Annotated in this window: 18 protein-coding genes; 9 read left to right on the top strand and 9 right to left on the bottom strand. The window is 59.7% G+C overall.

What is annotated here, in order from left to right:
- Positions 1–56: 56 nt before the first annotated feature.
- From PSV40_RS10265 to PSV40_RS10250, 4 genes are all read right to left on the bottom strand, one after another.
- Positions 57–1,295, bottom strand: a complete 1,239-nt coding sequence (locus tag PSV40_RS10265; protein WP_300537121.1) for a DUF6161 domain-containing protein — start codon at positions 1,293–1,295, stop codon at positions 57–59.
- A gap of 28 nt (positions 1,296–1,323) precedes the next feature.
- Positions 1,324–5,022: a BREX-2 system adenine-specific DNA-methyltransferase PglX gene (pglX, locus tag PSV40_RS10260; protein ID WP_300537119.1), complete on the bottom strand. Its 3,699-nt coding sequence runs from the start codon at positions 5,020–5,022 to the stop codon at positions 1,324–1,326.
- Between the two features lie 95 nt (positions 5,023–5,117).
- Entirely contained in the window at positions 5,118–9,407 is a 4,290-nt protein-coding gene (pglW, locus tag PSV40_RS10255; protein ID WP_300537117.1) for a BREX system serine/threonine kinase PglW, read from the bottom strand.
- Between the two features lie 2 nt (positions 9,408–9,409).
- Positions 9,410–9,631: a helix-turn-helix transcriptional regulator gene (locus PSV40_RS10250; RefSeq protein WP_300537116.1), complete on the bottom strand. Its 222-nt coding sequence runs from the start codon at positions 9,629–9,631 to the stop codon at positions 9,410–9,412.
- Positions 9,632–10,083: 452 nt separating this feature from the next.
- Between PSV40_RS10250 and PSV40_RS10245 the strand changes: the two genes are divergently transcribed.
- The gene (locus tag PSV40_RS10245; protein ID WP_300537115.1) at positions 10,084–10,794 is read left to right on the top strand and encodes a MobA/MobL family protein; all 711 of its coding nucleotides are present in this window, start codon (positions 10,084–10,086) and stop codon (positions 10,792–10,794) included.
- A gap of 130 nt (positions 10,795–10,924) precedes the next feature.
- On the opposite strand, the gene PSV40_RS10240 is transcribed toward PSV40_RS10245, so the two are convergent.
- The 4 genes from PSV40_RS10240 to PSV40_RS10225 form a co-directional block, all read right to left on the bottom strand.
- Positions 10,925–12,511, bottom strand: a complete 1,587-nt coding sequence (locus PSV40_RS10240; RefSeq protein ID WP_300537113.1) for a YfjI family protein — start codon at positions 12,509–12,511, stop codon at positions 10,925–10,927.
- 500 nt (positions 12,512–13,011) lie between these two features.
- Positions 13,012–13,758, bottom strand: coding sequence for an AlpA family phage regulatory protein (locus PSV40_RS10235; RefSeq protein WP_300537111.1), 747 nt, complete (start codon positions 13,756–13,758; stop codon positions 13,012–13,014).
- A 509-nt stretch (positions 13,759–14,267) separates the two neighbouring features.
- Positions 14,268–15,575, bottom strand: coding sequence for a bacteriohemerythrin (locus PSV40_RS10230; RefSeq protein ID WP_300537109.1), 1,308 nt, complete (start codon positions 15,573–15,575; stop codon positions 14,268–14,270).
- 152 nt (positions 15,576–15,727) lie between these two features.
- A complete protein-coding gene (locus PSV40_RS10225; RefSeq protein ID WP_300537107.1) occupies positions 15,728–17,008 on the bottom strand; it encodes a phospholipase D-like domain-containing protein in 1,281 nt (426 codons plus the stop codon).
- A 180-nt stretch (positions 17,009–17,188) separates the two neighbouring features.
- Here PSV40_RS10225 and PSV40_RS10220 point away from each other — a divergent pair, with 180 nt between their 5' ends.
- Entirely contained in the window at positions 17,189–17,917 is a 729-nt protein-coding gene (locus PSV40_RS10220) for a 16S rRNA pseudouridine(516) synthase (protein WP_300537419.1), read from the top strand.
- An 82-nt stretch (positions 17,918–17,999) separates the two neighbouring features.
- On the opposite strand, the gene PSV40_RS10215 is transcribed toward PSV40_RS10220, so the two are convergent.
- A complete protein-coding gene (locus tag PSV40_RS10215; protein WP_300537105.1) occupies positions 18,000–18,779 on the bottom strand; it encodes an alpha/beta hydrolase in 780 nt (259 codons plus the stop codon).
- Positions 18,780–18,906: 127 nt separating this feature from the next.
- Here PSV40_RS10215 and PSV40_RS10210 point away from each other — a divergent pair, with 127 nt between their 5' ends.
- From PSV40_RS10210 to PSV40_RS10180, 7 genes are all read left to right on the top strand, one after another.
- A complete protein-coding gene (locus tag PSV40_RS10210; RefSeq protein WP_366915003.1) occupies positions 18,907–19,860 on the top strand; it encodes a YncE family protein in 954 nt (317 codons plus the stop codon).
- 229 nt (positions 19,861–20,089) lie between these two features.
- On the top strand, positions 20,090–20,896 hold the full coding sequence (locus tag PSV40_RS10205) for a polysaccharide deacetylase family protein (protein WP_300537416.1): 807 nt from the start codon (positions 20,090–20,092) through the stop codon (positions 20,894–20,896).
- A 4-nt stretch (positions 20,897–20,900) separates the two neighbouring features.
- Positions 20,901–21,869 (top strand): sterol desaturase family protein, encoded by a 969-nt coding sequence (locus PSV40_RS10200; protein ID WP_300537103.1) that lies wholly within the window; start codon positions 20,901–20,903, stop codon positions 21,867–21,869.
- A 238-nt stretch (positions 21,870–22,107) separates the two neighbouring features.
- Positions 22,108–23,034, top strand: a complete 927-nt coding sequence (locus PSV40_RS10195) for an EI24 domain-containing protein (RefSeq protein WP_300537101.1) — start codon at positions 22,108–22,110, stop codon at positions 23,032–23,034.
- Positions 23,035–23,050: 16 nt separating this feature from the next.
- Positions 23,051–23,968 (top strand): molybdopterin-binding protein, encoded by a 918-nt coding sequence (locus tag PSV40_RS10190; RefSeq protein ID WP_300537099.1) that lies wholly within the window; start codon positions 23,051–23,053, stop codon positions 23,966–23,968.
- 234 nt (positions 23,969–24,202) lie between these two features.
- Entirely contained in the window at positions 24,203–25,618 is a 1,416-nt protein-coding gene (gene glnA / locus PSV40_RS10185; protein ID WP_300537097.1) for a type I glutamate--ammonia ligase, read from the top strand.
- A 148-nt stretch (positions 25,619–25,766) separates the two neighbouring features.
- A complete protein-coding gene (locus PSV40_RS10180) occupies positions 25,767–26,288 on the top strand; it encodes a hypothetical protein (RefSeq protein WP_300537096.1) in 522 nt (173 codons plus the stop codon).
- The last annotated feature ends 15 nt before the right edge of the window (positions 26,289–26,303 follow it).

Here is a 26,303-nt window from a genome sequence, read left to right as displayed (position 1 = left end):
GCTGGCCAGAGGCGGGCGAGGAGACTGTCGAGTGACTGGTTGCGTCTAAACATGGATTAGCCCTTGGATTGCCGAGTCAGGAACTCGAACATTGATGGTGGCAGGCCCTCATCTTTGACGATTCCGTCTGAAGCTGGTCTGAACAGGGCCTGAAGAATGAGTTGTCGATCTTCGCCCCCTGAAAGGCGGTTGCCTTCCAAAAGGGAAAGATACGTCCGCACCATCACTACCCTTTCAGCAGCATCGGTGGACAGATGCAGGTTGCTCAGAAACATGCGCACCAACAGGCGCACGCCCCAAACGGTGAAAAGACCGATCAGCACTAGCATCGCGACTTTCCAGGATTCTGGTGCAGTACCTTGAGGCGTTTTACCCAGTAGATCGTGAACGAAAAAGCCCAATCCGATTGCTGCTCCTGCGATTGATGCAAATGACAAGCCGCCGGTAATGCGGCCCATCAGCTCGTGGCCTCGGCGCTTGGTCTCCCAGTATTCAGCGGGCGCACGCAGCGCGATCTCTTCACGGAAAGTTTTTCGCAGCTGCTCCATTTCCTCTTTGTGCTCAGTGACCAGTTTCTGAAAATCTGTATCGCGCTGAGTTTGCGCATCACTGAAATGGATGACCTGCTCACTAGCAGCAGCTTCAATGTCATTTGCCAATTTTTCGTAGTCACGGTGGAGCGCGTCGACGGTTGTTGTCTTTTCACCCAGGAGCGCCTCCGTCTTGGCTCTCAGCAGCTCAAACGACTGGTCCGCAGCCTGCTTGCGTCCTTTTTGTGGCGCATTGGCAATGTTGAAGCGATCAATCAAGCCTTCTATCAACCCGCGCCATGCGGGCAAGTTTTGCGGCTGAAAGTGATGTCCTTGCTGTGGGGGTAAGAAAACCGAAGCGAAAAAACTGCCAGCTTGGTCATCGGTACTTTGGCGATAGTTGTCGATTCGCTTAGCGAGCGGAGTCGAACTGTGTGGCAACTTGCGGTCAAGAAATACATCTCTCAACTGCCTTTCAATCGTCTGAACCTGGTGTTGGAATTCCTGCGGGTTGGATGCCTGGTATTGCTGGGCCTGGTTGATGTTGCTGATGGACTGGATCAACAATTGATACGACTGCTTCACCCCTTGATCCTGATTTCCAAATTGCCCGGATTGAATCCACGACCAAAAACTTTGCTCCCGCTCGATCCATGATCTCGCTTCTTCGAGTGTTGTTGGCGCAAAAAGGCCGCCATTCTCGGCAAGATCAAGTTGAAACAACGGTTCTGACGGCGCCGTGCGTGTAGGTGCGTCCTCGGTCATGAAGGTCCTTTTCTTTGCTTTTCTAGCTTTAAGCTGGCACCTTGCGCCGGCCGCGAGTTGCCGTTGTCGCAGCAGGCTTCCAGGCGCGCAAGTCATCCTGCGTGAAGACCTGGGCACGGGCTTCTTCTGTGACGAAGCCCTTGTAGTAGTGGTCCATGCGCTCTCCGTAGACGGGGTCAACTTCGTTGTGCCATTGTTCCAGCCAGGGCACCAGTTCCAGCAGACCCGCCAACAGGGGTTGAAGGCGCTCGGGTGCCCAGCCCTCGTTGTCCTTCATGTCCAGGTAGTAACTGGCGATGGCAGTGGCTTGTTGCAGGTGGTCCCAACCGGCCCAGGCGATGGGCAGGCTACCGTCGGCACCGCGTTCGCAGCCGGGGTAGCTGATCCAGCGCTCCTTGGGCACGTCCAGCCCGCCGCGCAGTTGCCAGACCGGGGCTTTGAGGTAGTCGGCGCTTTTGTATTTGGGCGGCACGGGGATGCTGCCTACGTCCTCGCCCGCGTCCTCGCGGCGCTGCAAGGCCCAGGTGGCTTCCCACTGTTCGCGTTTGCGCAGACCCGCCTCGGTGTAGCGCAGCACCGGCAGAAACGGTGCGGCCTCGGCGGTGACCAGGGTGGCGACGAGCTGGCTCACGTCAAAGTCGGCATGGCCCGCATAGAGCGCTGCCATGTGCATGAAATCGGCATCGCGCAGGGCGGCATCGGCCAGGCGGGAGGTAGAGGTGAGTTGGGGTGACTGGTCGGCGCTGGTGGGCCAATAGGCGGGCGACTCCAGCCGGGCCAGCAGCCAGTCGCGCAGGGCGGCTTGCTCTTGCACTTTCCATTGCGGGGTATTCCAGCGGCGCTTGTACTCGGGCCGCTCGATCAGGCCGATGTTGCGGTCGGACTCAATCAGGTCAATGCGGCGCTGCACCACCTGGCGGTAATCTTCGGGCCAGTGGCTGGGGATGTCGGTGATGGGCGTGGAGCCGTGGCGCTCGAACCAAGTGGTGGTCTCGGTGCCAGCGGCCAAGCGGCGGGCCAGCACGATCTCGAAGGCGCGCTCTCCCAGGGCGACTTCGGGCGGATTTAGGCATAAAAACGGGCTGTAGCCCCCGTCAGATGTGCGCAACAGGCTATAGAGTTCATAGCAATGCCAATCCAGTTCTTCTTGCGTAGCAATCATCTGGCGGCGCAGACTGGCGGCTTGGGCGCGGGCGGCGTCCAGACTGGCGCGGGTAGGCAGGGGTAAGGTTGTAAGGGCCGTTTCTGCATCAAATTGGCTTGTAGCCCCCGTAGAACGTGCGTGAGTAGCTACTGAATTGATGGCAAATAATGCGGCGGGCAAGGTGGCGGTGAGATATTGGGACTGGGTGTCAATGCGAGTGGCGAGGTCGATGGGGCGTTGGTCGATAAGTGGAAATTCGGCTACAACAGTAGAGTTGTGGACATAGAACTTTTCCCACAGCTCGGCAGCAATACCCCCACCTATTCCACCGCTACCTTTGCAGTGGCCAAACTGCTTCAACCAAAAACACGCAACCGACGAGTTGAGCAACCCAAGTAGTCCCAAATGCGCGTCTTCGCTGGCCCCAGCCGGTAGCTTGATTACTGGAGCCGTCTGTTTGAAAGCCTTGCCGCCCCGGTCGAGGACGAAGTGGTTGTGGGTGGCGATTTCGGCGAAGGTGATGGCATATGGATATTGCAGTCGGCTCACGCTGATTTGGTGCCAACTCCACCAAGGGCGACCTTCTTCAAAGTATGTCACGTTGCCGAAGGCTGCCCGGTTTCCCAAAATAGTCCGAGTGGGCCACAGCCAGCGGTGGGCCGCAGGCATTTCGTCAATGTGCCGAATCCCGTTGGATGAGTAAGGTGTCAGGATTGCATCGCTGGCTGCTATTTCCCAATCCCGCACTTGATCGCCTTCAACCAACGGGAATAAATCTGATTTTTCAACTTGTTTGCGCTTGAAAGCGACTGAGGGAGCAACCAGCACGTCGTCCGCGCTTGTACGTCCGGTGCCGCTGAAAACCTCGGACAACTGTCCAAGGCGTTGGGATGAGGCTGCAGAAATAGCATCCGCAATGTCAGTTGCGCCGCCGCCGCCAATGCTCCAAGGGTGCCTTGCAAACGTAGTGCGCGGAATGTCCGTTACGCTTATGAATTCGCTTTGCGATCCAACCCGTGCAACCTGCGCCAAAATAGCTGACCACACCAGTCCGTGCGCCGGGTCAGCTGGTGCGCTGGGTTCGCCCTTGATGCCCATGACCGTACGAATCGGCTCGTCCTCCGACACCGGTGGCCGGTGCCGCCCAAACAAAATCACCGTGGGTGTGCCGTGGCCGGGGATGTAGGCCCCCGAGGTGTCAATCACATGCGTCAAGTCCAGCCGGGGCAGCACCTGCTCAATCAGCTTGCTGCCGAACTCACGTTTCATGAATGAGTTGGCGGTGATCTCACCCACAAAACCTGCTGCCTGGTCCGAGCGCCCAGTGATGGCCAGCTCAAAGAAACGCTCGGTAAACGGTGCGCCCAGCGAGTATTGACGGTGGCAACTGGCGTATTGCGCCCGGTACGCTGCATTCAGCGCTGCATCCTTCACCACGATGTAAGGTGGGTTGCCCACTACTGCGTGGTACTGCCGCCCCAAAATCTGCTGCACCTGGGCCAGGTCCTCGCTGGCGTAGGCGTGGGCCAGGCCGGTGTCTGCATGGCTTTGGCCTGCGTCAAACAGTTCATCGGACTGGATGCCAGACTGCCCCGACAGACCAAAGCGCTGACCGTGCAGCAAGCTGTCGCCAATGGCGACGTGGATTTTGAAATCAGGCGCTTCGCTCAGGCGATGCACATCGCTGGCTTGCAGCGCAGCCAGTAGTAGGCGAAAGCGCGAGATGGCTACGGCAAAGGGGTTCAGGTCCACACCCGCCACCGCATCTAGCGCTTTCTGAGCTACGTCACGCCGGTTGCGGTTGGGCTCGTTGCGTGACCACTCGTCCACCATGCGGTGAAAGCCACCCAATAAAAAGTGACCCGACCCGCAGGTGGGGTCGATCATGCGAACGACTTGGTAGCCAAACTCGCGGATGGCTGGGGTGAGCGTGCGGTCGAGGATGAACTCTTCCACAAACTCGGGCGTTTGCAGCAGAGCGTAACGCTTGCGAGTAGCCTCGCTCAGGTCTTGGTACAAGTCGCCCAGAAAGCGGGTGTTCCAGGTAGGGTCGGTGAAGTCGTGCAACAGAGCGCCAGTGTTGGGGTCTTGCTGTTGCCAGAACTGGCGCAGGCCCATGGCGGCGTCGCCGCTGATGCCCAGCCTGAACACGGGGTTGTGGGCGGCATCGAAAAAGGTGTGCAGGCCGGGTAAGCTCCCCGCCTCGGTGAAGCAGGCCAGCAGGTATTCGCGGTCGCTCTCCAGTGGGTTGGCTCGAAAGTAGGCTTCATGTCTGTCGCGCGCCAGGGCAAGGCGGCCGCTGTCAGGCGTGCCACCAATCCAGGGGCGGTCTACCAGCGAATTGTCTTCAATGAAGCGCAAGAAAACGCAGCTCAGGAGCCAGTGCACCCCTGCCTGGGTAATGACCTGGTCGCTCCAGCTTTCAAACGTCTCTGCCGTGCGCTTGGCATCCCGGGCAGTTTGCCATTCGGCCTGCAGGCTGGCTTTGAGGTCAGGCAGGGCGTTGATGCGTTCGCGCAGGTCGACTTCAAGCGCTGCAAGGCGGCGTTTGAGGTCGGCTAGCAGCTGGGGGGCGTCGATCATGTCTGTGATTCCCTGAGATTCTTTTTATTAATGCTATTTTTTTAATAGCTAGCTATGTTTAATGACGTGGGATACAGGCATATTTGGCATGTGAATCAAGACGCAACTGCCGCGCGGTGCTTGTTTTCGATCCAGGCTTGCGGCAGCCCAAAAGCCTGCGTGCTATTCACCAAAGGCACGGATTCACCATCGATAACCGGCAGGCCCTGATTGTGGGAGGGCAGCAGCAACCACAGCGATGGGGTGTGACCCGGTCGACCGGCAGAGGCGTCAATCTCGGTAACCAGCGCCATGAGTTTGTATCGTGCGAGCAGGCCCACGTTAGTCAGCAGCAGCGGGGCCGGGCTGTTAAGTAGCAGGGGTCTGATGGTGCTGAGGGTCCGTTGCACCAGACGCTGCAGATTGGCCCAATCGCGGCTGCCGGGTTCTGCGGCATCGGCACTGAGCACCTTGCTCCAGTCCACTTTGGCGGCGGTGGCCTCTGTTCGCAAGGCTTTGAGCAAAAGGGAATCAAAGCTTGTTCGTTGCAGTGCGGGGCTTGTCGCTGAGTCGGGGGCAAAACGGCGCAGTAATTCGGTTTCGGCGCGCTGTGCCTGGCGTGGCTGCACCGTCAACACCAAGAGTCCACCTGATTTGAGGGAGCGTTGCAAGCGATCTTCGGTGTTACGAGCGTCCGAAATCAGCGCATCCCCATCGACTTCCGGTGGGTTCACCCGGTAGCCGCTGGCCGCTGTGCCCAAGAATGTGGATTGCCGTGAAAAAAATGTCGTGGTGCCAGCCGTGGGGTTGCTGCCCAAAGAGGCGCTCAGGTAAGCGCCTGCTCCCTCGGAAGCGGTAGCGCTCCATTGCAAGGGCGCGCCGACTTCTTCAAGCAACCGATCCAGCTCGGGCCGGCCGGGCAGGGGGGTTGCCTCGGGGTAGCGGCCGCGCACACGGTCTTGCAGCTCGCGGGTGCGTAAGGTGGGTGCGCCGACAAGCGCTCCTAAGGACTGGCGCAGAGCCTGCAAGGCTGGCATGCCACGGCTGTAAATTTCTTGTCGGCTGGACAGCGCGGCATTGCGCGAAGCAGATGTGGCCAAGCGAAGCAGCCTGGTGCTGGCCATAGGGGCTGAGCTTGCGTCCTGGCCTGGGCCGCCACCCATGGCACTTTCGGCTGGTTTGACGGCTTCAAGCGCTTCCAGGACCCTTGAAGGCGGCATTAGGGGTTCGGCCAAGGCGCAGGTGTCTGCAACGGTGCCCAGCTGGCGGGCGTAGTCGGCCCAAGCCGAGCTGGTGGCGATCAGAGGTGAAGGTTGATGGTCGAAGTATTCAAAGCGGGGCTGGTCTAGGTGGGATTCCGCCTCCAATGCCGCGCGTAGTACGGCGCTTGAAAGCTGGATCCGTTCAGCATCGTCTTGAATAGCGCAGCCGCGCAGGGCGAGCAGGGCCAAAGCTGCTTCATTGGCGGTCATGACTTGGCCCTGGCTGCGCACAAGCTTGTCAAGTTGCAACCGGACTTCGGTGAACGCCGGATTCTTTAGCCAGCGTTCTCTGGCTTTGATTAAAGCTGCAGTGAGGGTGCCGCGATCAACGCCAGCTGCATGTGCTGAATCGCCGAGGGTGGGCCATTGGCTGGCCTGGCTTGATATGTCAGTTGGCGCTACGTTGTCATCTAGTCCCAGGTCAAGCCCGAGGTAATGTGCCAAGGCGGTTTCTTCAGGCCGGTCGTCTCCAGCGGGTCTGCGTGGAAGGAGTTGTACCGCCAATTCGTTAACACTGATGGCACCCCCGGTCGCTGCGTCGTCTTCAGAGTCGTGCAGCGTTGTGCGGCCTCGGGTGAGGTCTGGCCGCAAGCGGGCAAGCTCTTTAGCGGTGAGCCTGATCTCTTTGCGAATTTTGTCTCCGACGCCCTTTAAGTACCGGAAACGAACGCGATCAACCTCAAGCAGTTCCCGGGCGTTGTGGACCGCCATACGCTCCAAAACATCTTGCGCCTCCAGGGTGTAGCCCAACTCTGCCATGGTGGTCGTGGGCGTGGCGGTAAGGGCTATGGCCTCAAAGCCCTGGGCCTGGGGCGGATGCACCGTCTGCCGGGCAGCAAATATGGCGCGCCAGGCACGGAGCATTTCTTCAGCGTTGTCAAAGCGCGCCTTGAAATCTCGACGCAGTGCCTTGGTGAAAAATGCAGTGAAACCTTCCCGCGTGACGGGGTCGAAAACATCGCTGGCGATGGTCACCTCGACTTCCAGCATGGCTGGCGATGTCTGGCCATCGCCCCAAACGGGTGGTTTGCCAATGGCCATCTCGTACAAAGTGATCGCCAAGGCGAACCGCTCTGCATACAAATCCCAGCGAGGTGGCTTGCGCAGACTCAGGAAAGGGTCAAGGTAGGGGTGTGTGCCTGCGGTAATGTTGTCGGTTGAGGTGCGGCACAAGGAGAAATCGAACAGTACCAGCTGCAATTTGCGGGAGCTGGCCTCGCGGATGCCAATGTTTTCAGGTTTGAGGTCGCGATGGGCAACCCCGTGGTCTTCCAAATGGATGACCACTTCGATCAGTTCCTCCCCAAAACGCTGCAACAGGTCAAGAGACAGGCGACCGTCGTCCTTGATCTTCTGCGCCAATGTCTTGGGCCCGGCGCTGCGCATCAACAGGGCGGTACGACCTGCCACAGACAGCGTGCGACGGTGCTCTACGATATTTTGGTGGCGCAGGTTAGCCAGAACGTCACCTTCTGCCACCAAGCGGTCGTTGTGCGCCAAATCACAGGCTACTTTGAGAATCAGGTCCTCTTGCGCGCCGTCTTCGCGCACCAAAAGAACATCGCTTGATGAGCCCCTTCCCATCCGTTTAGCAACCGTGAAGCCGCCATCGAGACGATCACCTTGAACTGCAATACTCGGGTCTACCGTGGCTTCTGGATCGGGCGAGGTAAGTTCTTCTTCAACTTTGACCAAGTCATCCAAGAAGCCTTGCACCACGTCATAGCGGGCCATGACATCGGGGCTGGTTGCGAATTGAATCAGCTCCTGCAGACGCATGCCACAGCCGTCCATGACGTCGGACAACCGTAGGCCTTGGCCAAGACGCAACTTTTCAGCCAGCTCCAACACCGACTCGGCCGGCGCCTGGCCGGAAAACACGTGATACGCAATGGCGCCCAGCGAGAACACATCAAGGCTGGGTCCGTGGGTAGGATCAGCGCGGGTGGTCTCTGGCGCCAGGTAGACCAAGCCGGGGTCTTCGACATAGTCCTCCACATGCCGGGTACCCGTGGTGCGATGTGCGGTGTCAGGATTGCTTGCCTCGCGCGACGCAGTTTGCCAATTCATCAGCCGGGGTGCCAGTGCAGTGCCGTCTGCCCCGTAAATCATGATGCTTTGCGGCCCCAATGCCCGGTGGTACAAGCGCTTGGAATGGGCGAATTTCAGTGTTTCTGCAATGTCACGGACGAGCTGCAGGCGTTGGTCTACAGTAAGCTGAGCGCCGCGGTCGCGGAGTAAGTGATCAAGGCGTTGGGCCTTGGTGTCATGGTCAAACACCAGCGCTGGACCCATGTCGGTCTCTGTGTAGATGTTCGCTTTGAGGATGCCTGGGTGGCTGATGCCTTGTAAAACCTCAAATTCGCGTCGAGCCAGACGAACCCGGGCGGCACGCACCTCTGGGCTGGAAGCGTTCGCCAAGGTATATATACGAACTCGTCCTTGAGTGCTTTCAATGCTGACGTGTTGACCCTGCCAGTCCTGGAAGCTTGCGCCTTCGGCAATCAGCTTGATGAGCTTGTAGTCGCCGACCTGCCGATGTTTGTTTGAAGGGCGGACGCCTGCTTCTGCGAGGCCGCGCGCAATGGCTCTGGCTTGCTGCCCGTCCACTACGTGGGCGGGGTTGGCATTTATGCCGTTGATAAGAGCGGCAATGATGCCTTCGTCACCCGGTGATCCGGGCTGACCCCGCAGAAAGGTGGCCGTTTTTGCTGTCCCTTGCAAACGGCTTTTTAGACTGGTCGATGAGAGAAAGATCGCTGGCTCTACAAATGGGAGACGAATCTTGGCTTTCGTGATGGCCGGTTGCCGTCGCAGCAGGCTGGCCAAACGCTTGGATTTGCGGTTGGTCAGTATGAGGGGGTTGTCATAGGTGTACTCGCGCCCGTCGGTCGTCCAGGTCCAGGTGTGCGTATCACCATCAACCGTGCCGGGGCGGCTTTTGATTTCGACGAGGAATAAGCCGGCAGGCGACAGCACCAACGCGTCAACTTCGCTGATTTTTCCTTCGTCATCAATAAACTCGAAGTTGGTCCAGACATTCCAGGGATCCCGGTCTGGCAGCTGGGCGCGGAGCCACTCCAGTGCCTCTCGCTCCCAGGGGAAATTTGACTCTGCAATGACATGCCAACGGTTGCTGCCCATGCTCATTGGCGGACCTCAGGTTTAGATAGGACGATTTCAAATAGCTCCCCCACTTGGCACTGGAAAAGCTCGCACAAGCTCTCTACCGCAGGAAGGTCAACCCTGGTGGCCGTTTCGTTGTAAAGCGCTGTGACCGTGCTTCGATTTAACCCAGTGCTCTTCGCAACATCAGAGATGCGAAGTTTTTCCCGGCCCATAAGAGTTGATAGATGGCAGCGGATCATTTTCGTGAGTTTTGTCTAAGGGTGTTGCGCAGCGTAGCAAAAATATGTGCTGCGCGCAACCCCTTGAGTAATCTGGAGCCAAGCGGTTCAAGTTCACTGCTGTATGAGTGTCTGTGAGGTAGAGCACAAGCTGACGACTTGAGGGAACTGTTCAAGTCAAGACTAATTGGTAGGCAGGTCGGTCTGGTGTAGTGGTCTTCAAATATGCAAGTAGTTACGCGAACTGTAGCTACCAGGATAGTCATCTGCCATGGCTGGCAGTGATGCTCTGCTTATTTTTTATCACCATACCTACATGTATTGGAGGATGGCAGTCGACTACTAACTTACGTGGTAGGAGAGGATAAAAGCAGACGTGCACTTACCCTTTCTCCTATCTCTAGGGAGGCGGAACTATCCTCCAAGCAAATTCGCCCCTGGGGTGACCACTATTTAAGTAATGGAGAAAAATCATGGCATTAATGCACATTGAAATAAAGAGCGGCAAGCCTGGAAAAGCGGCAGATCACGCTCAATACATTTTGCGAGAAGGAAGTCATAGAAAGGGTATCAAAGCCAAAGATATTGTCGCCAGAGGCCATGGAAACCTTCCCGTTGGAATTCAGGACCCGCTCACATTTTGGAAAGCTGCCGACAAGGGCGAGCGAGTGAATGGAGCAGCCTATCGAGAGATAGTCATCGCACTGCCATGCGAGCTCACACCTGCACAACGCCGTGGATTGGTGGAGGAATTCATTGACAGGGAGGTGCGCGAAAAGCCCTACGAATTTGCCCTTCACTGTCCGAATGCCGCATTAGGCGAGGGGGAACAGCCTCATGCACATGTCATGTTTTCTGACCGCATACCGGACGGAATTTTGCGTAAACCTGAGTGCTTTTTCCATCGCTACAACGCCCGACACCCTGAAAAGGGCGGCTGCAGAAAAGACAGTGGGGGAAAGGATCCCGTCACATTCCGCCAAGAGGTCGTGAGGCAGCGCGAGAGCTGGGCGTCGCTGCTAAACGAGTATCTTGTCAAATACGGACACGAGTCAAAAGTCGATGCCCGGAGCAATCGCGACCGTGGAATAGCTCGGGAGCCTGAACGTCACCTGGGACCTGCTCGAATACGAGCGCTGACGGTCGCGGAAAAAGATGAAATCCAACAGGCCCGTAGCGCTTAAGCAGGCACAAAAAAAGTCCCCTGACGGTGTCGACCAATCAGGGGACTTGGGGTTGCTTTTTCCGCTAATTTAGCTACCAGTAGCGAAATTAGCTAAATTTGCAAGGTGCTCAGACCGATTAAGCGCTAATTCAGCTCAGGGGTGGCGGCTGCTGAGGGTGATGCGGTGGGATGTAGCCGCATTGGTTCACTGCCGGAAAAAAGTACGGGTTCAGCGCTACCAAGATCGTTTTTTTGTCAATATGTACGGTAATTTTTCCTTGCTCCCAAAGCACTTGGAGTGCGAGATCCAAGCGAGCTTTTTTGCGGACGGCATTGGGTCCGTGGGTAAACAAATACTTCTTTGGTACCCACTGCTGCCCTGGCCGAGCGGCAGAAAAGCTGGCGATGCACCTCTCCAACGCCATGGCATCCTGTAATTCCAATGGCGTTTCTGGCGATTCCGCGAAAAGTCGCTTGAACTCAAGCATGTGCCAGGTACAAATCTCCACAGCCCGCCTGAGGGTGTCACCGCTGATCGGCCCTTCATTGCCTTCATAGTAGTGAAACAGACCTCCCAATCGAATTGCGTGTTCCGCTACTTTAGAGGCGAAGTCCTTAATATCTGACAGAAACCGCCCCGGCGCAATATCTGCCTCTACTTGATCAGAGAAGATTTTCAATGCCACTTGAGCATCCAAAGACAGTGTCAAAACTTTGCGTACTAGGCTGACCCCATCCTCGGGAATTCCGCGCATCAGAATTTCGAGCAAACGCGACTGCAACGCCTCGTGGTTCTCCCAGGATCCAGTTGCAAAAGCCCCAAAACGGGTTCCTTCCAAAGGAGTTGGATAACAAACCAGAAACCGTGCCAGAAATCCGTTGTCTCGGGAAAGGCTTCCTTGCGTCGACAAAAATTTGGCAAAGGTTTTTTCTTGCACCATCAGTGAGATGGTCAGCCGAGGGCCTGTGACGACATAGCTTTCAGAACTCGCCCTGTCTATTCGCAGGTCATCCCCGTCCCAGAGGCTGCTAAAAAATCCCAGATTAGACATCGTACGACCTCCCAGCAGCGCCCCCGCTTCGCTGGTATTCAGCAATGCTGAACGCCAAGCGCTAAGGCCTTTTGCGATAGCTTCTGGGGTAGCATCCCGATATAGAATTTTAGGAATTGGTGACTGTTTCGGCTCATTAAGTAATAGTGTTTCGAGTTCGAACTGAATTTCTTCGGCACACATGTCATGGTCGGGATCACCTTTTAGTTTTTTTTTCAGCCGTTCAAGGTCAAATTCCCAAACTAGCCGTTTTGCCTTTTCGGCGGCTAGCTGCGGCTTCATTTTTTCAAGTGCTGCTTTCTCAAAAACAGAGAAAACTTTCATCAACATTCTGTCGATAGTGGTCTTGCGTGATCCGGACCCTCCGACCACCCAAGTATTAACCGAACAGGGCACGCGAGATCCCGGTATTCGTTCCACGTCTACCTTGTCCTGTATCGCTGCAGAAAGGGCGCCGATCACGCTTGCCGCGATAGTTGGGAATGGCGCTTCGTTGTTGTTCCACTGCTCCAAAATAGCGGCCTGAAGCTTTGGCGGAAATGCCCACGTTGGATAGGCGGAACTCTGACTATTCATCAGGGTGCCTCCACCGAAGGCAGTCGTTCGCGAACGTGTAATCGCGCTAGCTTTAAAATATTTCATTTCATTCACCATTTCTAAATGGATGGATCTAAATGTGTCCATCCGGGATTAATCTCCGGCATAAAACCGGGGCAAAAATAAGCGTGCATGGCTGCAGAATGCTGGCCACGCTTGTGTTGTGTTTGTCAGCTCTGCTGAGCTAGTAAGTGGCAACTGCCTGTGCGATTGCTAGACGCTGACGCTGGATACGCGAAAAACGTAGCCGTTGCCAGGTAAGTAGGCTGGGACTTTTACACCAGAACTGATGATGTCGGCGCGGCTAGCGCATAAGGCTTCATCGGGACGTTAGAGTCGCAAGCGGTACGGCTTGGACCCCATTGATAGCGACATTGAGTATGTCGGTACAGTACGCAGCTGCGTTCGGATGTGAATCCTAGCGTGCCGGATTGGCGATCTGTCCAGAGTACTGGGGGATCGCTAGTAGTGGCGATCACCACAGGGCTGAGTGATCGCGAGTAGCGCCGATTCTATGCCAAATTGAATTGACCTGGCGTGACTTGCAAATCTTGTCGTGTAGAGCGAGTAATGCCTCCCAGCTCCGACTACTTAAATTTCTGCGTTCGAGTGAGGAAGTTTTTCCCCCGGCTGTTGATCCATATAAGTACGCCGCCTTTCGATTTGGAGCTTGGTTGCTCGTAAAATTCAAACAAGCGTTCAATCTGCTCTTGGACAAAGACGTCCGGATTGGCGTATGAGTAGCCCAGTTCCGTTGCAAGCCGGAAAAATCCGTCACTAGGCCGACTGTTCCCGTTCAAACTCTCTTGGACGAGCACGCCAAAGAGCCCTTTTCCTTCGAGATGAGATTTTCTGGTGACACGCTCCAAAATTTGCTCAACTTGAACGCGGTCCTTCGGCAAATCTGGCCAGAGCCTAACCGGGTCCATAACCTGCTTATACGGCATAAAAGTGCCAGTTTTGGCGTGCCTTTCGAGCAGATCGTAGACTACCGCGACATCAGAACTTCTTGCACTATCTGTTTGCGTCGACTTCTGCGTGGAGGTTGCCGGGGCTTCTTGCAATTCCGGTTTTGGTGGGGCGTGGTCTTGCACGGAAGCTGGTAACGACCGGTTGGCATGGATTCGCGTCAATATCCAGCTGTCCAACGCAGATTCCTCCCAACCGATTGCGCTAAGGCCAAGCTTTACCCTGGGTGGAAAGGTCCGATCATGGCGCGGTGACTTCGGGTCCATCTTGTCGTAAATCGTTGACCTAGACAGCCCTGTCCGATCAATAACCTCGTCTAGACGAACGATTCTGTTGCTGTCAGGATTCTGGCGTTTTTCCGGCATCGTGGTCTATTCAAGATGAGCTATGAGTTCTCTTGATCGTACATTGTCCGAAGGCGTCCAATTCGGATCCAACGGGCTCCGATGCCGTCCATATCTCTCAACTGGATCTCAGCTTGAGAAACAGGGAGGGGCACCGATAATGACCGGACTTCTGAATCGGCGGAGTGCTTTATATGTATTCTTCTATCATTAGTGGACGGCTCGCTCAGCTGTGTCAGTGAATCGATTCGGAGTGGACTATCCGGCCATGGTCGGGCAAGACGTTAATTGGTACTTTCAGGTGTCTGTATGCAGCGGTCCCCGGACCGGGGAACAAACCGGGGAACAAAATAAAGATTGAATTGAGAAATCTTATATTTCATGCGGCTTGCAGGGGATCATTAAGTAGACCCCAGCCCACCATATGCCGATACAAAGGCCGCTTACTAGAAATAGTCAGCGGCCTTTTCTTTGGAAAATCAACTGCTTGTCGTGCTGCGCGGTTGGCCTGGGTCCTGTCGGCGGCCCGTTCAAGCAGCCGAGCCATCCGCCAGACCGGCCTTTTGCTGGTCCAGAAAGCGCCCGAGCTGCCGGTCTGTTCCGGTGGTGTGGTTGATGAACCAGTCGACCAGGCACAGATTGGCGCGGAAAGTGACGAGCAAGGGGTCGTGTTGTCCCTGTTCAAAGTCGGTCTTGAAGCGCTCCAGCACTTCCGCATAGCGCGCGTGCTCCAGCTTGTGTTGCCGGCGTAGCGGGTAGCCGGACTGGTCCATCAGCGCTTCCTCCTCGGCGAAGTGCCATTCGATGTAGCTGCGCAGGTAATCGAACAGTTCTGGCAGGCCTTGCTGCTGCCCGGACTGCAGGCGCTCAAACAGGGCCGCAAGGCGCTTGCACCATTCCTGATGCTGCTCATCCATCTCGTCCACGCCGGTGTCATAGTCGTGGCTCCATTCGATCTCGCGGCTGATCTCGCCCGTGCCGTGGTGTTGCCCGGTTTCACCGAAGGCTTGGCAGCGCTCCAGGTAGACTTGGGCCGGCCGGTCGTCCGGGCATTGGGCGCACAGGCGCGCAAAAATCGCGCGCGCCTGATCGACTTTCAGTAGCTGGTAATAGGCCACGGCGCGCTCGAACTCGGCACGCGTCGCCATCTTGAGGGTGCTGGCCGCGTCGGTGTCGGGGCTGAAAACCTCGTAGATGGAAACCGGCCGCATCTTGCCCTTGACGCGGATGCGGTCAACAAAGCGGCTGGCAGGCGCTTGCGGGTGATTGAGCGCGTACAGGACGTTTTCGCTCACCAGAATCTGCGCCCCGTACTCGCGGGTGGTCGATTCCAGCCGCGCCGCCAGGTTGACCGAATCGCCAATCACGGTGATTTCAAGGCGCTGCTCGGTTCCGATGGCGCCGATAGTGACCAGACCGGTATGAATGCCTATCCCGATGCGTATGGGCTGCCTGCCCTGCGCCGCGCGACTGGCATTGAAATTGTCCAGCGCCACGGCAAGCTCAAGCGCGCAATGGACCGCGTCGTCGGCATCTTCAGGGAACAGCGCCATGATCGCGTCGCCGATGAACTTGTCAACGACACCGCCATTGCGCTGCACCACCGGCTCCATGGCGCCGAGGTAGCTGTTGATGAACTCGAAGCTCGCGGTGGAGCTGTGGTCTTCCGCGAGCGTGGTGTAGCCCTGGATGTCGGTGAACAGGATGTGGATCTGGCGCTCCACATGTTGCCCGGACCGGACCTGCTCGATGCTGTCGGCGCCAATCAGCTGCAGCATGCGTTGCGGCACAAAGCGGTCGCATGCGGCAAGAAGCTGGTCGAGGTCGGGCTGGTTCATGACATGGGAATAGAGTTCACGTCATTATCGGGTCAGCGAAGCTCAAGACATCAGTCCATCAAAGTAACGGAGGCAGGGCGCAGGGGGTGTATGAACTCGCGCAGGCGGTTTTGTCGTGCCCGCCAGCAACCCGCCCGCTTCTGCTGCTTCTGTCAAAGCTGGGACTCCAGCAGCAGAGCCAGCCGTTCCATGAATTTTTCCTTCAGGGGGCGGCGGGCCCATTCCTCGTAGGTGATCTGCCGGGAGCGCTTCAGGTCGTCCTCAAACACCCGGGTCTGCCGTGCGGCAAAGGTTTCGTCGTAGACATTGAGGTTGGCTTCGTCGTTGAGGCGGAAGGAGCGGTTGTCGAAGTTGGTCGAGCCGACCGAGACCAGAAACTGGTCCACGATCATGACCTTGCAGTGGTACATGGTGGGCTGGTACTCGTGGATCTGCGCGCCGGCCTGCAGCAGCGGCCCCCAGCTGCCGCGCGACGCCGCACGCACGGTGTCGGTGTCGATGATTTCTCCCGGCGTGATGATGCGGATCTTCACGCCGCGTTTCAACGCATCGGTCAGCGCCCGGGTGGTGAGCTCGTCGGGGACAAAGTAGGCGCTCGACAGGTCGATGCTGCGCGCGGCCGCGGTGATGGACAGCTGGTACATCAGTTGCATGCTTTCGCTGCCGTCCGAGGGTGAGCTTGAGAACACCTGGGCGTCGCTGCTGCCGACCGCCTGAAGGGCCGGGAAGTAGGCTTCGCCGTGCATCACCTTGCCCGTGACCTTGAGCCAGTTGTCCATGAACACCGCCTGCATCTGGGCGACGGCCGGGCCCTCGATCTGGAAATGGGAGTCGCGCCAGTGGTCGGCGTCCTGGCCGGCGCCTGTCCACTTGGGCGCAATGCCCACGCCGCCGGTGAAGCCGGTTGTGCCGTCAACGACCAGCAGCTTGCGGTGGGTGCGGTTGTTCATGCGCGCCAGGTTGTACCAGTGCGGTTTGTGAAACTTGCGGATCTCCACGCCGGCCGCTTCCATTTCCTGCAAAAACGACGCGTCGATCTTGCTGCTGCCGACCCAGTCCAGCAGCACATGTACCTTCACGCCGGCCCGGGCGCGTTCTGCCAGCGCGTCGGCAAACTGCTTGCCAATCTCGCCTGACCAGTAGATGTAGGTTTCAAAGGTGATGCTGCGCTGCGCGCCGTGGATGGCCTGCAGCATGGCGGGGAAGATCTGGTCGCCGTTGAGCAGCTCCCGGGCCCGGTTGCCGCCCACCAGGGCGGGGCCGAGCAGGGCGCCCATGGCGCGGCGGAACTGGGGATCCTGCGTGGCATACAGGCGGGGCAGCTCGCGGTTGACCTTTGTTTCCCCGGTGCTGAAATTCAGGATGAGCAGCACGCCAGCCACGGTGATCAGGAAGGTGAGCAGAATGGTCAGCACAGGGCGGTATTTTTTCATCATGGGTCGGAAAACGGGGCCGTGATGCGGCGGACGGCGCGGCCAGGCGTGCCAGAGTCCCTTGCATCGATCAGCAAAAGCTTAGCCAGACGTCCTAGCGACCCCTGAAAGCCGATGGGCTGTTGCGCGGTAGGCCGGGACCGTGTCCGCCCGGGCGACAATAGGCGCATGGCAAAAAACATGCAAATGCAGGACATTCTTTTCTCCCAGGGTTTTGGCACGCGGCGCGTCTGCGCCGGCCTGATTCAACAGGGTTTTGTAGCCGTAGCCGGCGTCCCCTGTACGGTGCCAGCTATGGATTTTGTAGCGGAGGGGCTGAAGTTCACGGTGCAGGGCGTGGACTGGGAATACCACGAGAAGGCCTACCTGATGCTGCACAAGCCGGCCGGCTACGAGTGTTCGCAAAAACCCAGCACCTACCCGAGCATCTACACCCTGCTGCCGGCGCAGATTCGCCAGCGCGGCGGCGGCGCGGCGGCCGGTGTGCAGGCGGTCGGGCGGCTGGACCAGGACACCACCGGCCTGCTGCTGCTGTCGGACGACGGCAAGTTCATCCACCGCATGAGTTCACCCAAGCACCATGTGCCCAAGGTGTACGAGGTCACGGCCAAACACCCGGTGGATGACAAACAGGTCCAGAAACTGCTGGGGGGCGTGGTGCTGGACGACGACCCCAAGCCGGTGCGGGCCGCGGCCTGCGAAAAAACCGGCGAGCAGACCTTGCGCCTGACGATCACCGAGGGCAAGTACCACCAGGTCAAACGCATGATTGCGGCGGTGGGCAACCGGGTCGAAGACGTGGCGGGCCTGCACCGCTCGCGCATCGGGTCGCTGGATCTGCCGGCCGATCTGAAACCCGGCCAGTGGCGCTGGCTGACGGCGCAGGACCTGGCGGCCATTGCTGGCTGAGTGCCAAAAACCCCGTGTCTGATGGTGGAAACTGCCTTTAGCCCTTATCTGACGGGCGCTTGTAGCTATTGAAACGATAGCGTCACGGCAGCGGCTGCAGGAAAGCGGCAAGCGCTTCCAGCGTCCGGTCGGGCTGGTCGCGTTGCGGCGAATGGCCGCAAGCTGACAGCCGCAACTGCACGGTCTGCGGCGCGGCCAGGGCCAGCTCATCGAGCTGCGCCATGCTGCCGTATTCGTCGCCCAGCCCCTGGATGGCCAGCAGCGGCGCGCTGATGCGGCGGCAGTCGGGCCGGATGTCAAAGCTGCGAAAGCCGGTCGACAGCCAGACGTCGTTCCACTGCCAGAAGGCGCTGTCCACATCGGCATGGTGGCGGGCCAGTTTTTCCCGCAATCCTCCGGACTCAAAGGCAGCCGTTGCTTCGCCAATCGCCTGCACGGCGATGTCCTCGACCATCAGGTGCGGCGCCATGACGATGACGGCGCTCACCGGGTGCCGGCTCGCATGGAGCAGGGCGAGGCTCGCGCCGTCCGAGTGGCCCAGCAGCACGGGCTGGTGGATGCCCTGGCTGGCGAGCAGGGCCGGCAACACCTCCCAGGCCTCGCGGTGCATGTAGTCGGGCGCCAGGCGGCCGGTGCCGCGCACATCGGGCACGGGGTCGGACCGGCCGTAGCCGCGCCGCGAATACACCAGGCCGGCACGGCCGGCGGCCTGGCAGACTGCTTCGGGCCAGTTGCGCCCGCGCTGGGTCCACAGGCTGACCGAGCCCAGGCCTTCGTGCAGAAAAACAATAGGCGCCAGGCCTGCCGATCCGGCGATGGACTGCACTTCAAGCCGTGTGCCGGCGATCTCAACAAAACTCATCACCTCATCGTAAGGGATGTAAGCGGACCGGGCCCCTGGCGCGTTGATAAAGGCCTGCCAGTAAACTTGCTGGTTGTCCGAAGAAAGCCGCTGCGTGAATTTCCCCTTCCGTTTGTTTGCCGCCGTCCTGTGCACCTGTCTGGGCGCAGCCGCTGTCCCGGCCGTGGCCCAGACCATGCCCCTGCTGGTGCTCAATTCGCTCAGTGACAGCGTCAGCGTCATCAATCCGGTCGACTGGACGGAAACCCGGCGCATTCCCACCGGCAAGCAGCCGCACCACCTGTACCTCACGCCTGACGAAAAATCGGTGATCGTGGCCAACGCCCTGTCCGACACGCTGACCTTCATAGACCCCCGGACCGCCGACGTCCAGCGGGTGGTGCGCGGCATCATCGACCCTTACCACCTGCGTTTTTCGCCCGACATGAAGTGGTTTGTCACGGCGGCCAACCGGCTCAACCACATCGACATCTACCGATGGGATGGCACCGATGTCACCCTGGTCAAGCGTATCCCCACCGGCAAGACACCCAGCCATTTGTGGATAGACAGCAAAAGCACCACGGTGTATTCGTCGATGCAGGACAGCGACGAGCTGATCGCGATCGACCTGGCCACCCAGACTGTCAAGTGGCGCACGCCGACGGGTCTGACGCCCGCCGACGTGTTCGGCACGGCCGACGACAAATTCCTGCTGGTCGGACTGACCGGCAGCGACTCGGTCGAGGTCTACGACGTGAGCGGCAAGCAGCCGCAGCGCACCCGCCTCATCAAGACCGGTGCGGGCGCCCATGCCTTTCGCGCGCTGGGCGACGGCCGCCATGTGCTCGTCAGCAACCGGGTGGGCAACAGCATCAGCAAGATCGACCTGCAGACCATGGCCGTGGTGGATGTTTACCCGGCGCCCGGCGGGCCCGACTGCATGGATGTCTCGCGCGACGGAAAATTCATTTATGTCACCTCGCGCTGGGCGCGCAAACTCACGGTGATCGACATGGCCAGCCGCAAGGTGGTGCGCCAGGTCAATGTTGGAAAGAGCCCTCATGGTGTCTGGACGCTGGATCACGCCGCTAGACAGTGAGCCCCCACGGTCGCTCACTGCGTGTAGCTCCCGAGGCCTTGCAGGCCGCCGCTCGCCGGAGGCTTCGCTTCTGTCGCCTGTCCAAAGCTGCGCAGGCAGCTTTAGAGCCGCAGGCTCCAGCCCCTCGGGGGCCGCTGCGCCTGCGGGCTGGCGAAGCCAGACCCGCGGCCCCTGCTTGAATGGGAGAACAGCTCGGTCGCTCGTTGCGCTCTTGATTGCTATAGTTTTCATAGCTGCTAGCGTCCGTCCCGTAAGGGCTGAAGGCTGTTTTGATGCGCAAGACAAGCCCGGCAAACCGGTGTACCTGACGCTGGACACCGGCCACATGGACGTGGCGCCGCTGATCGCGGACATTCTCAACAAACACCAGGTCAAGGTCACTTTTTTTGCCGCCAACGAGCGGACAAAAACCGGGGACGGCAGCCTGGGCGCGGCCTGGGCGCCTTGGTGGAAGGCGCGCGGCGCCGAGGGCCATGAATTCGCTTCCCACACCTGGGAGCACAGCTACTGGCGCGCCGACGTACGGCCGGCGGCGGGCGGGCCGACACAATTCCGCATCAAACCCTCGGCCGGTCCGTCCGAAGGCCGGGAGTTCACCTGGACGGCCGCGCAGTACTGCGAGGAGATCGGCCGTGCCGGCGCGCGGCTGGAGGCCATCACCGGCAAGAAGCCGCTGCCGCTGTTCCGGGCACCGGGCGGCAAGACCTCGCCGGCCTTGCTGGCGGCGGCCAAGGCCTGCGGTTATGAGCATGTGGGCTGGTCGCCCGCCGGTTTTCTGGGTGACGAATTGCCCAGCGGCCCCTACCCCAATGACCTGCTGCTGAAAAAGGCGCTGCGGGACATTCGGCCGGGCGACATTTTGCTGGCCCACCTGGGCATCTGGTCGCGCCAGGACCCCTGGGCTCCCGCCGTACTGGAGCCGCTGATCGTCGGGCTGAAGGAACGCGGCTTCTGTTTTGCGACGCTGCGCGAGCACCCGCGCTACAAGAGCTGGGTGGCTGCCAGCGGGCCGGCCACGGCGCCCGCGGCAAAATAGCAGCATGGACAGCTTGATCAACGCGGTGAGCAACGGCTTTTCTGCCGTGCAGCAATGGCTGTTCGAGGCCGTGGTGCAGCCGGCCCTGTTCGCGCTGGGCCTGGCCAACTTTCTGGAGGACGCCTTTGTGGGGACGGCCTGGTTCATGGTCGGCGCCATCCAGATCCTGGTGCTGCTGGCGGTGTTCGGCCCGCTGCAGCGCTGGCGACCGGTGGAGCCGGTGCGGGACCGCGCGACCGTGCGCACCGATATCCTCTACACCCTGATCCACCGGCTGGGCCTGTTCCGCATTGCCTTGTTTCTGACGCTGGAGCCGGTCTTTGACGAACTGTTCGGTGTTCTGCGCACCGCCGGCTACGGCACTTTTCACCTGGACCAGCTCTGGCCCGGCGTCACCGATGGCGCGGTGGCCAGCTTCCTGATTTACCTGGTGGCGTTTGACTTCCTGGGCTACTGGATCCACCGCGGCCAGCACCAGTGGGGTGTCTGGTGGCGCTTGCACTCGCTGCACCATGCGCAGCGCCAGATGACGATGTGGAGCGACAACCGCAACCACCTGCTCGACGACATCGCGGTCGACTGCCTGCTGGTGCTGGCCGCGCAGCTGATCGGCGTGGCACCCGGCCAGTTCATCGCCATCGTGGCCCTGACCCAGCTCAGCGAAAGCCTGCAGCATGCCAATGTGCGGCTCTGGTTTGGGCAGGTGGGCGAGCGCCTGTGGGTCAGCCCGCGTTTTCACCGGATGCACCACAGCATAGGCATCGGCCATGAGGCGGCGGGCAAAAACACGGCCCGAGGCCACAACTTCGGGGTCTTGCTGCCCTGCTGGGACGTGCTTTTCGGCACCGCCAACTTCGAGCAGCGTTACGACCCGACCGGCATACGCGACCAGGTCGAGCAGTCGCGCGACTACGGCCACGGTTTCTGGTCGCAGCAATGGCTGGGGCTGAAGCGCTTGATCGGCAAAGCCTGATCCATTCGCTCGACCACGGATTCCATGCCAGCAGGGGCCGCGGAACCGGCTTTGCCGGGCCGCAGGCGCAGCGGCCCCCTCGGGGGGCTGATGCCTGCGGCTCCGAACCTGCTTGAGCCGGTTTGGACAGGCATCAGAAGAGAAGCCTCTGGCGAGCGGCGGCCTGCAAGGTGCAGGGAGCTACACGCAGTGAGCGACCGTGGGGGCTTTTATACAGCGTGGGGGCTACACTTCCTTCATGAACAAGCTTCTTGATTCGTTCTGGCGCGCAACCATGTACTGCCTGCACCCCCGGGTGATTGCGCTGTCATTTTTGCCGCTGATCATCATGGTCGTCATCTCGCTCGGGGTGGGCTACTTCTTCTGGGAAGACGCCCTGGCCGCCGTGCGCAGCGGCCTGGAAAGTTATGAGCTGCTAAGCACTATGGCGCGCTGGCTGGAGGGCTTGGGGCTGGGCAACCTGCGGGTGGTGCTGGCGCCGGCGCTGCTGCTTTTCATGGCGATTCCGGTGATCGTGATTGCCGCGCTGCTGTTTGTCGCGCTGCTGATGACGCCGGCCATGGTGGCGCTGGTGGCCGAGCGCCGCTTTCCGCTGCTGGAGCGGAAAAAAGGCGGCTCATTCGTGGCGAGCGCGCTCTGGTCGCTCAGCTCGACCCTGCTGGCCGCTATCGCGCTGGTCGTCTCGATGCCGCTGTGGCTGGTTCCGCCGCTGATACTGATCCTGCCGCCGCTGATCTGGGGCTGGCTGACCTACCGCGTGATGGCCTACGACGCGCTGGTCGATCATGCGAGTGCCGAGGAACGGCGCGAGCTTTTTCGCCGCTACCGCGGCAGCCTGCTGGGCATCGGCGTGCTCAGCGGCTACCTGGGCGCCGCGCCCAGCCTGATCTGGGCCTCGGGGGCGATGTTTGTCGCCATGGCGCCCATCCTCGTGCCGGTGGCGATCTGGATCTACACCCTGGTGTTTGCCTTTTCATCCCTCTGGTTTTCCCACTACTGCCTGGCGGCGCTGGAGCAGCTTCGCAAGCAGAACAATGCCCCAGCTCCCGACCCTCTTGCGCAAGATGCTATTGAAACGATAGCGGATGAACTCCTGCCCCAAGGCCCCGCGGGGCCTGCGCCGACACTCGGTGCGCCGGATGGCCGGCCCGGTTCCCTGCCATGACGTTCCTGTTTTTCCCATGACCACACACTTCGGACTCATCATCGTCGGCGACGAAATCCTGTCGGGCAAACGCGCCGACAAACACCTGCCCAAGGTCATCGAGCTGCTGGCGGCACGTGGCCTGCCGCTCAGTTATGCCGACTACGTGGGCGACGACCCCGAACGCATCACGGCCACGCTGGCGCGCGCCTTCGCCGCCGCCCGCGCCACGGGTGATGTGGTCTTCTGCACCGGCGGCATTGGCGCCACGCCGGACGACCATACCCGCCAGTGCGCCGCGCGGGCGCTGGGTGTGGAGCTGGCGCTGCTCCCCGAGGCCGAGCGCCTGATCCGGGAGCGCATGCAGGACATCGCCAGAGAGCAGGGCGTGCCCTATGAGCCGGACCGGCACGACAACATCCACCGCCTGAACATGGGCATGTTTCCGGCAGGCGCCGCCATCATTCCCAATCCCTATAACAAGATCCCCGGCTTCAGCTGCTTTGTGGATTCTTTAATTCAGCCGGGGCCGCGGAACGGGCTTAGCCCGGCCGCAGGCGCAGCGGCCCCCTCGGGGGGCAGCGACCCACACGCAGTGGGGGAGCGTGGGGGTCTTCATTTCATGCCAGGGTTTCCGGTCATGGCCTGGCCCATGGTCGAATGGCTGCTGGACACGCACTATGCCGGCTTGCACCAAAAATTGGCCTACGCGGAAAAGTCGGTGATCGTGATGGGGTCCATGGAGGCTGCGTTGACACCACTGATGCTGGCCATAGAGGCCCGCCACAGCGGGGTCAAGGTGTTCAGCCTGCCGAGTGTGGACCACCCCGAGTACGGCCGGCACATCGAGCTCGGCGTCAAGGGCGCGCCCGATGCCGTCAACGCGGCCTACCCGGCGCTGCTCGCGGGTCTGCACACTTTTAATGCCAAGTTGGGCCCTGAATTGGTGCGATAAGTTATTGCACCGATAAGGTGCAAACCTGTTTTGCACTTATTTGGTGCGTTAATTTCTCGCTGCTTTTGCGGTTTTGCCGGCCCGGCGCTGCCCAAACGGGGGCCGGATGACGGCACAATCAGGGGCTTGGCTTTAAATCACCCGCAAACACCCGCCAGGGAGGTTTGGCACAAAAAGTGCATTCGACCACGCCGAAACAATTTTTTAACCACCATCCAGCAACAGGAGATTCTGATGGCAAAGACCGTCGCAGACGTCATGAAAATGGTCAAGGAAAACGAAGTCAAGTTTGTTGACTTCCGTTTTACCGACACCCGGGGCAAAGAGCAGCACGTGACCGTGCCCGTGTCCCACTTTGACGAAGACAAATTCATTTCGGGCCATGCCTTTGACGGCTCTTCTGTGGCAGGCTGGAAAGGCATTGAAGCTTCCGACATGCAGTTGATGCCTGACCCGAAAACGGCCAACATCGACCCCTTCTTCGAAGAAACCACGCTGTTCATGAGCTGCGACGTGCTCGAACCCAGCGACGGCAAGGCCTATGACCGCGACCCGCGCTCCATCGCGCAGCGCGCCGAGGCCTACCTCAAGGCGTCCGGTCTGGGCGACACCGCCTATTTCGGTCCCGAGCCTGAATTTTTCATCTTCGACGACGTGCGCTGGAACACCGACATGTCGGGCACCTTCTTCAAGATCGAAGAGTACGAAGCCCCCTGGAATTCGGGCGCCAAGCTCGAAGGCGGCAACCGCGGCCACCGTCCTACCGTCAAGGGCGGCTACTTCCCGGTGCCCCCGGTCGACAGCACGCAGGACATGCGCGCCGAGATGTCCCTGATCCTCGAATCGCTGGGCATTCCGGTTGAAGTGTTCCACCACGAAGTGGCCGGCGCCGGCCAGAACGAAATCGGCACCAGGTTCAGCACGCTGGTGCAGCGCGCCGACTGGACGCAGATCCTCAAGTACGTGGTGCAGAACGTGGCCAATGCCTACGGCAAAACCGCCACCTTCATGCCCAAGCCCATCGTTGGCGACAACGGCTCCGGCATGCACGTGCACCAGTCGATCTGGAAAGACGGCAAGAACCTGTTTGCCGGTGACGGCTACGCCGGTCTGTCTGATTTTGCCCTGTACTACATCGGCGGCATCATCAAGCATGCCCGTGCGCTCAACGCCATCACCAACCCCGGCACCAACAGCTACAAGCGCCTGGTCCCTGGCTACGAGGCCCCGGTCAAGCTGGCTTACTCGGCGAAAAACCGCTCGGCTTCGATCCGCATTCCTTACGTCGCCAACCCAAAAGGCCGCCGTATCGAGGCACGTTTCCCCGATCCACTGATGAACCCTTACCTCGGCTTCTCGGCCCTGATGATGGCTGGTCTCGACGGCGTGGAAAACAAGATCCATCCCGGCGAAGCCGCGACCAAGGACCTGTACCATCTGCCGCCCGAGGAAGATGCCAAAGTCCCAACCGTGTGCCACAGCCTGGACCAGGCGCTGGACTGCCTCGACGTCGGCCGCAGCTTCCTGACCAAGGGCGGTGTGTTCACCGATTCCATGATCGACGCCTACATCGAGCTGAAAATGGGTGAGGTGACGCGCCTGCGCCAGGCCACCCACCCGATCGAGTTCGAGATGTACTACTCACTGTAAGTTCTTACAGTCTGTGGTCAAAAAAGGACGGCTTTTGCCGTCCTTTTTCATTGGGCCGCATGGTTATCCTGTCGCTGATTTTGCTTTTTGACACCTTTGCGGGATACTGGCAGACCGTCCTTGCCCTAACAGGCGCTTGGGGTTACGCATGAAACCTACAGTACTTCTTTCAATATCAACCCTTCTTCTCGCCAGCAGCGTCTCTGCCGCGTTCGCGCAGGAGCGCATCTACCGCTGTGGCGGCAAGGAAGGTGCTGCGCCCGAATACATCAACAACGCCAAGGAGGCGCAGTCGCGTGGCTGCAGGCAGATCGAAGGCGGCAATGTGACGGTGGTCCAGAGCCTGCCCCAGAGCCGGTCGCCTGCGGTGCGTGTGGCTGCCGCGGCGCAGGCATCGCCTGCCGCTGGCAACGAAGCGCAACGCGCCCGGGACAGCGACACACGCGCCATCCTGGAGTCTGAACTCAAAAAGGCCGAGCTTCGGCTCGCCGAGCAGCAAAAAGAGTACAACAACGGCCAGCCGGAGAAGCAGGGCATCGAAGGGCGCAATTACCAGCGCTACCTGGACCGTGTGGCTGAAATGAAGGAAAGCATCGCCCGCCACGAAAGCGACATCGCCGGCCTGAAGCGCGAAATTTCCCGTTTACCCGGAAACACCATCCGTCAGTAAGACGTTCTGCGTGAG

The organism is Polaromonas sp., assembly GCF_029945925.1.
Taxonomy (GTDB): Bacteria; Pseudomonadota; Gammaproteobacteria; order Burkholderiales; family Burkholderiaceae_C; genus Polaromonas.
Note: the sequence above shows the minus strand (reverse complement) of the source record. Positions and strands in the feature narration are given on the sequence as shown.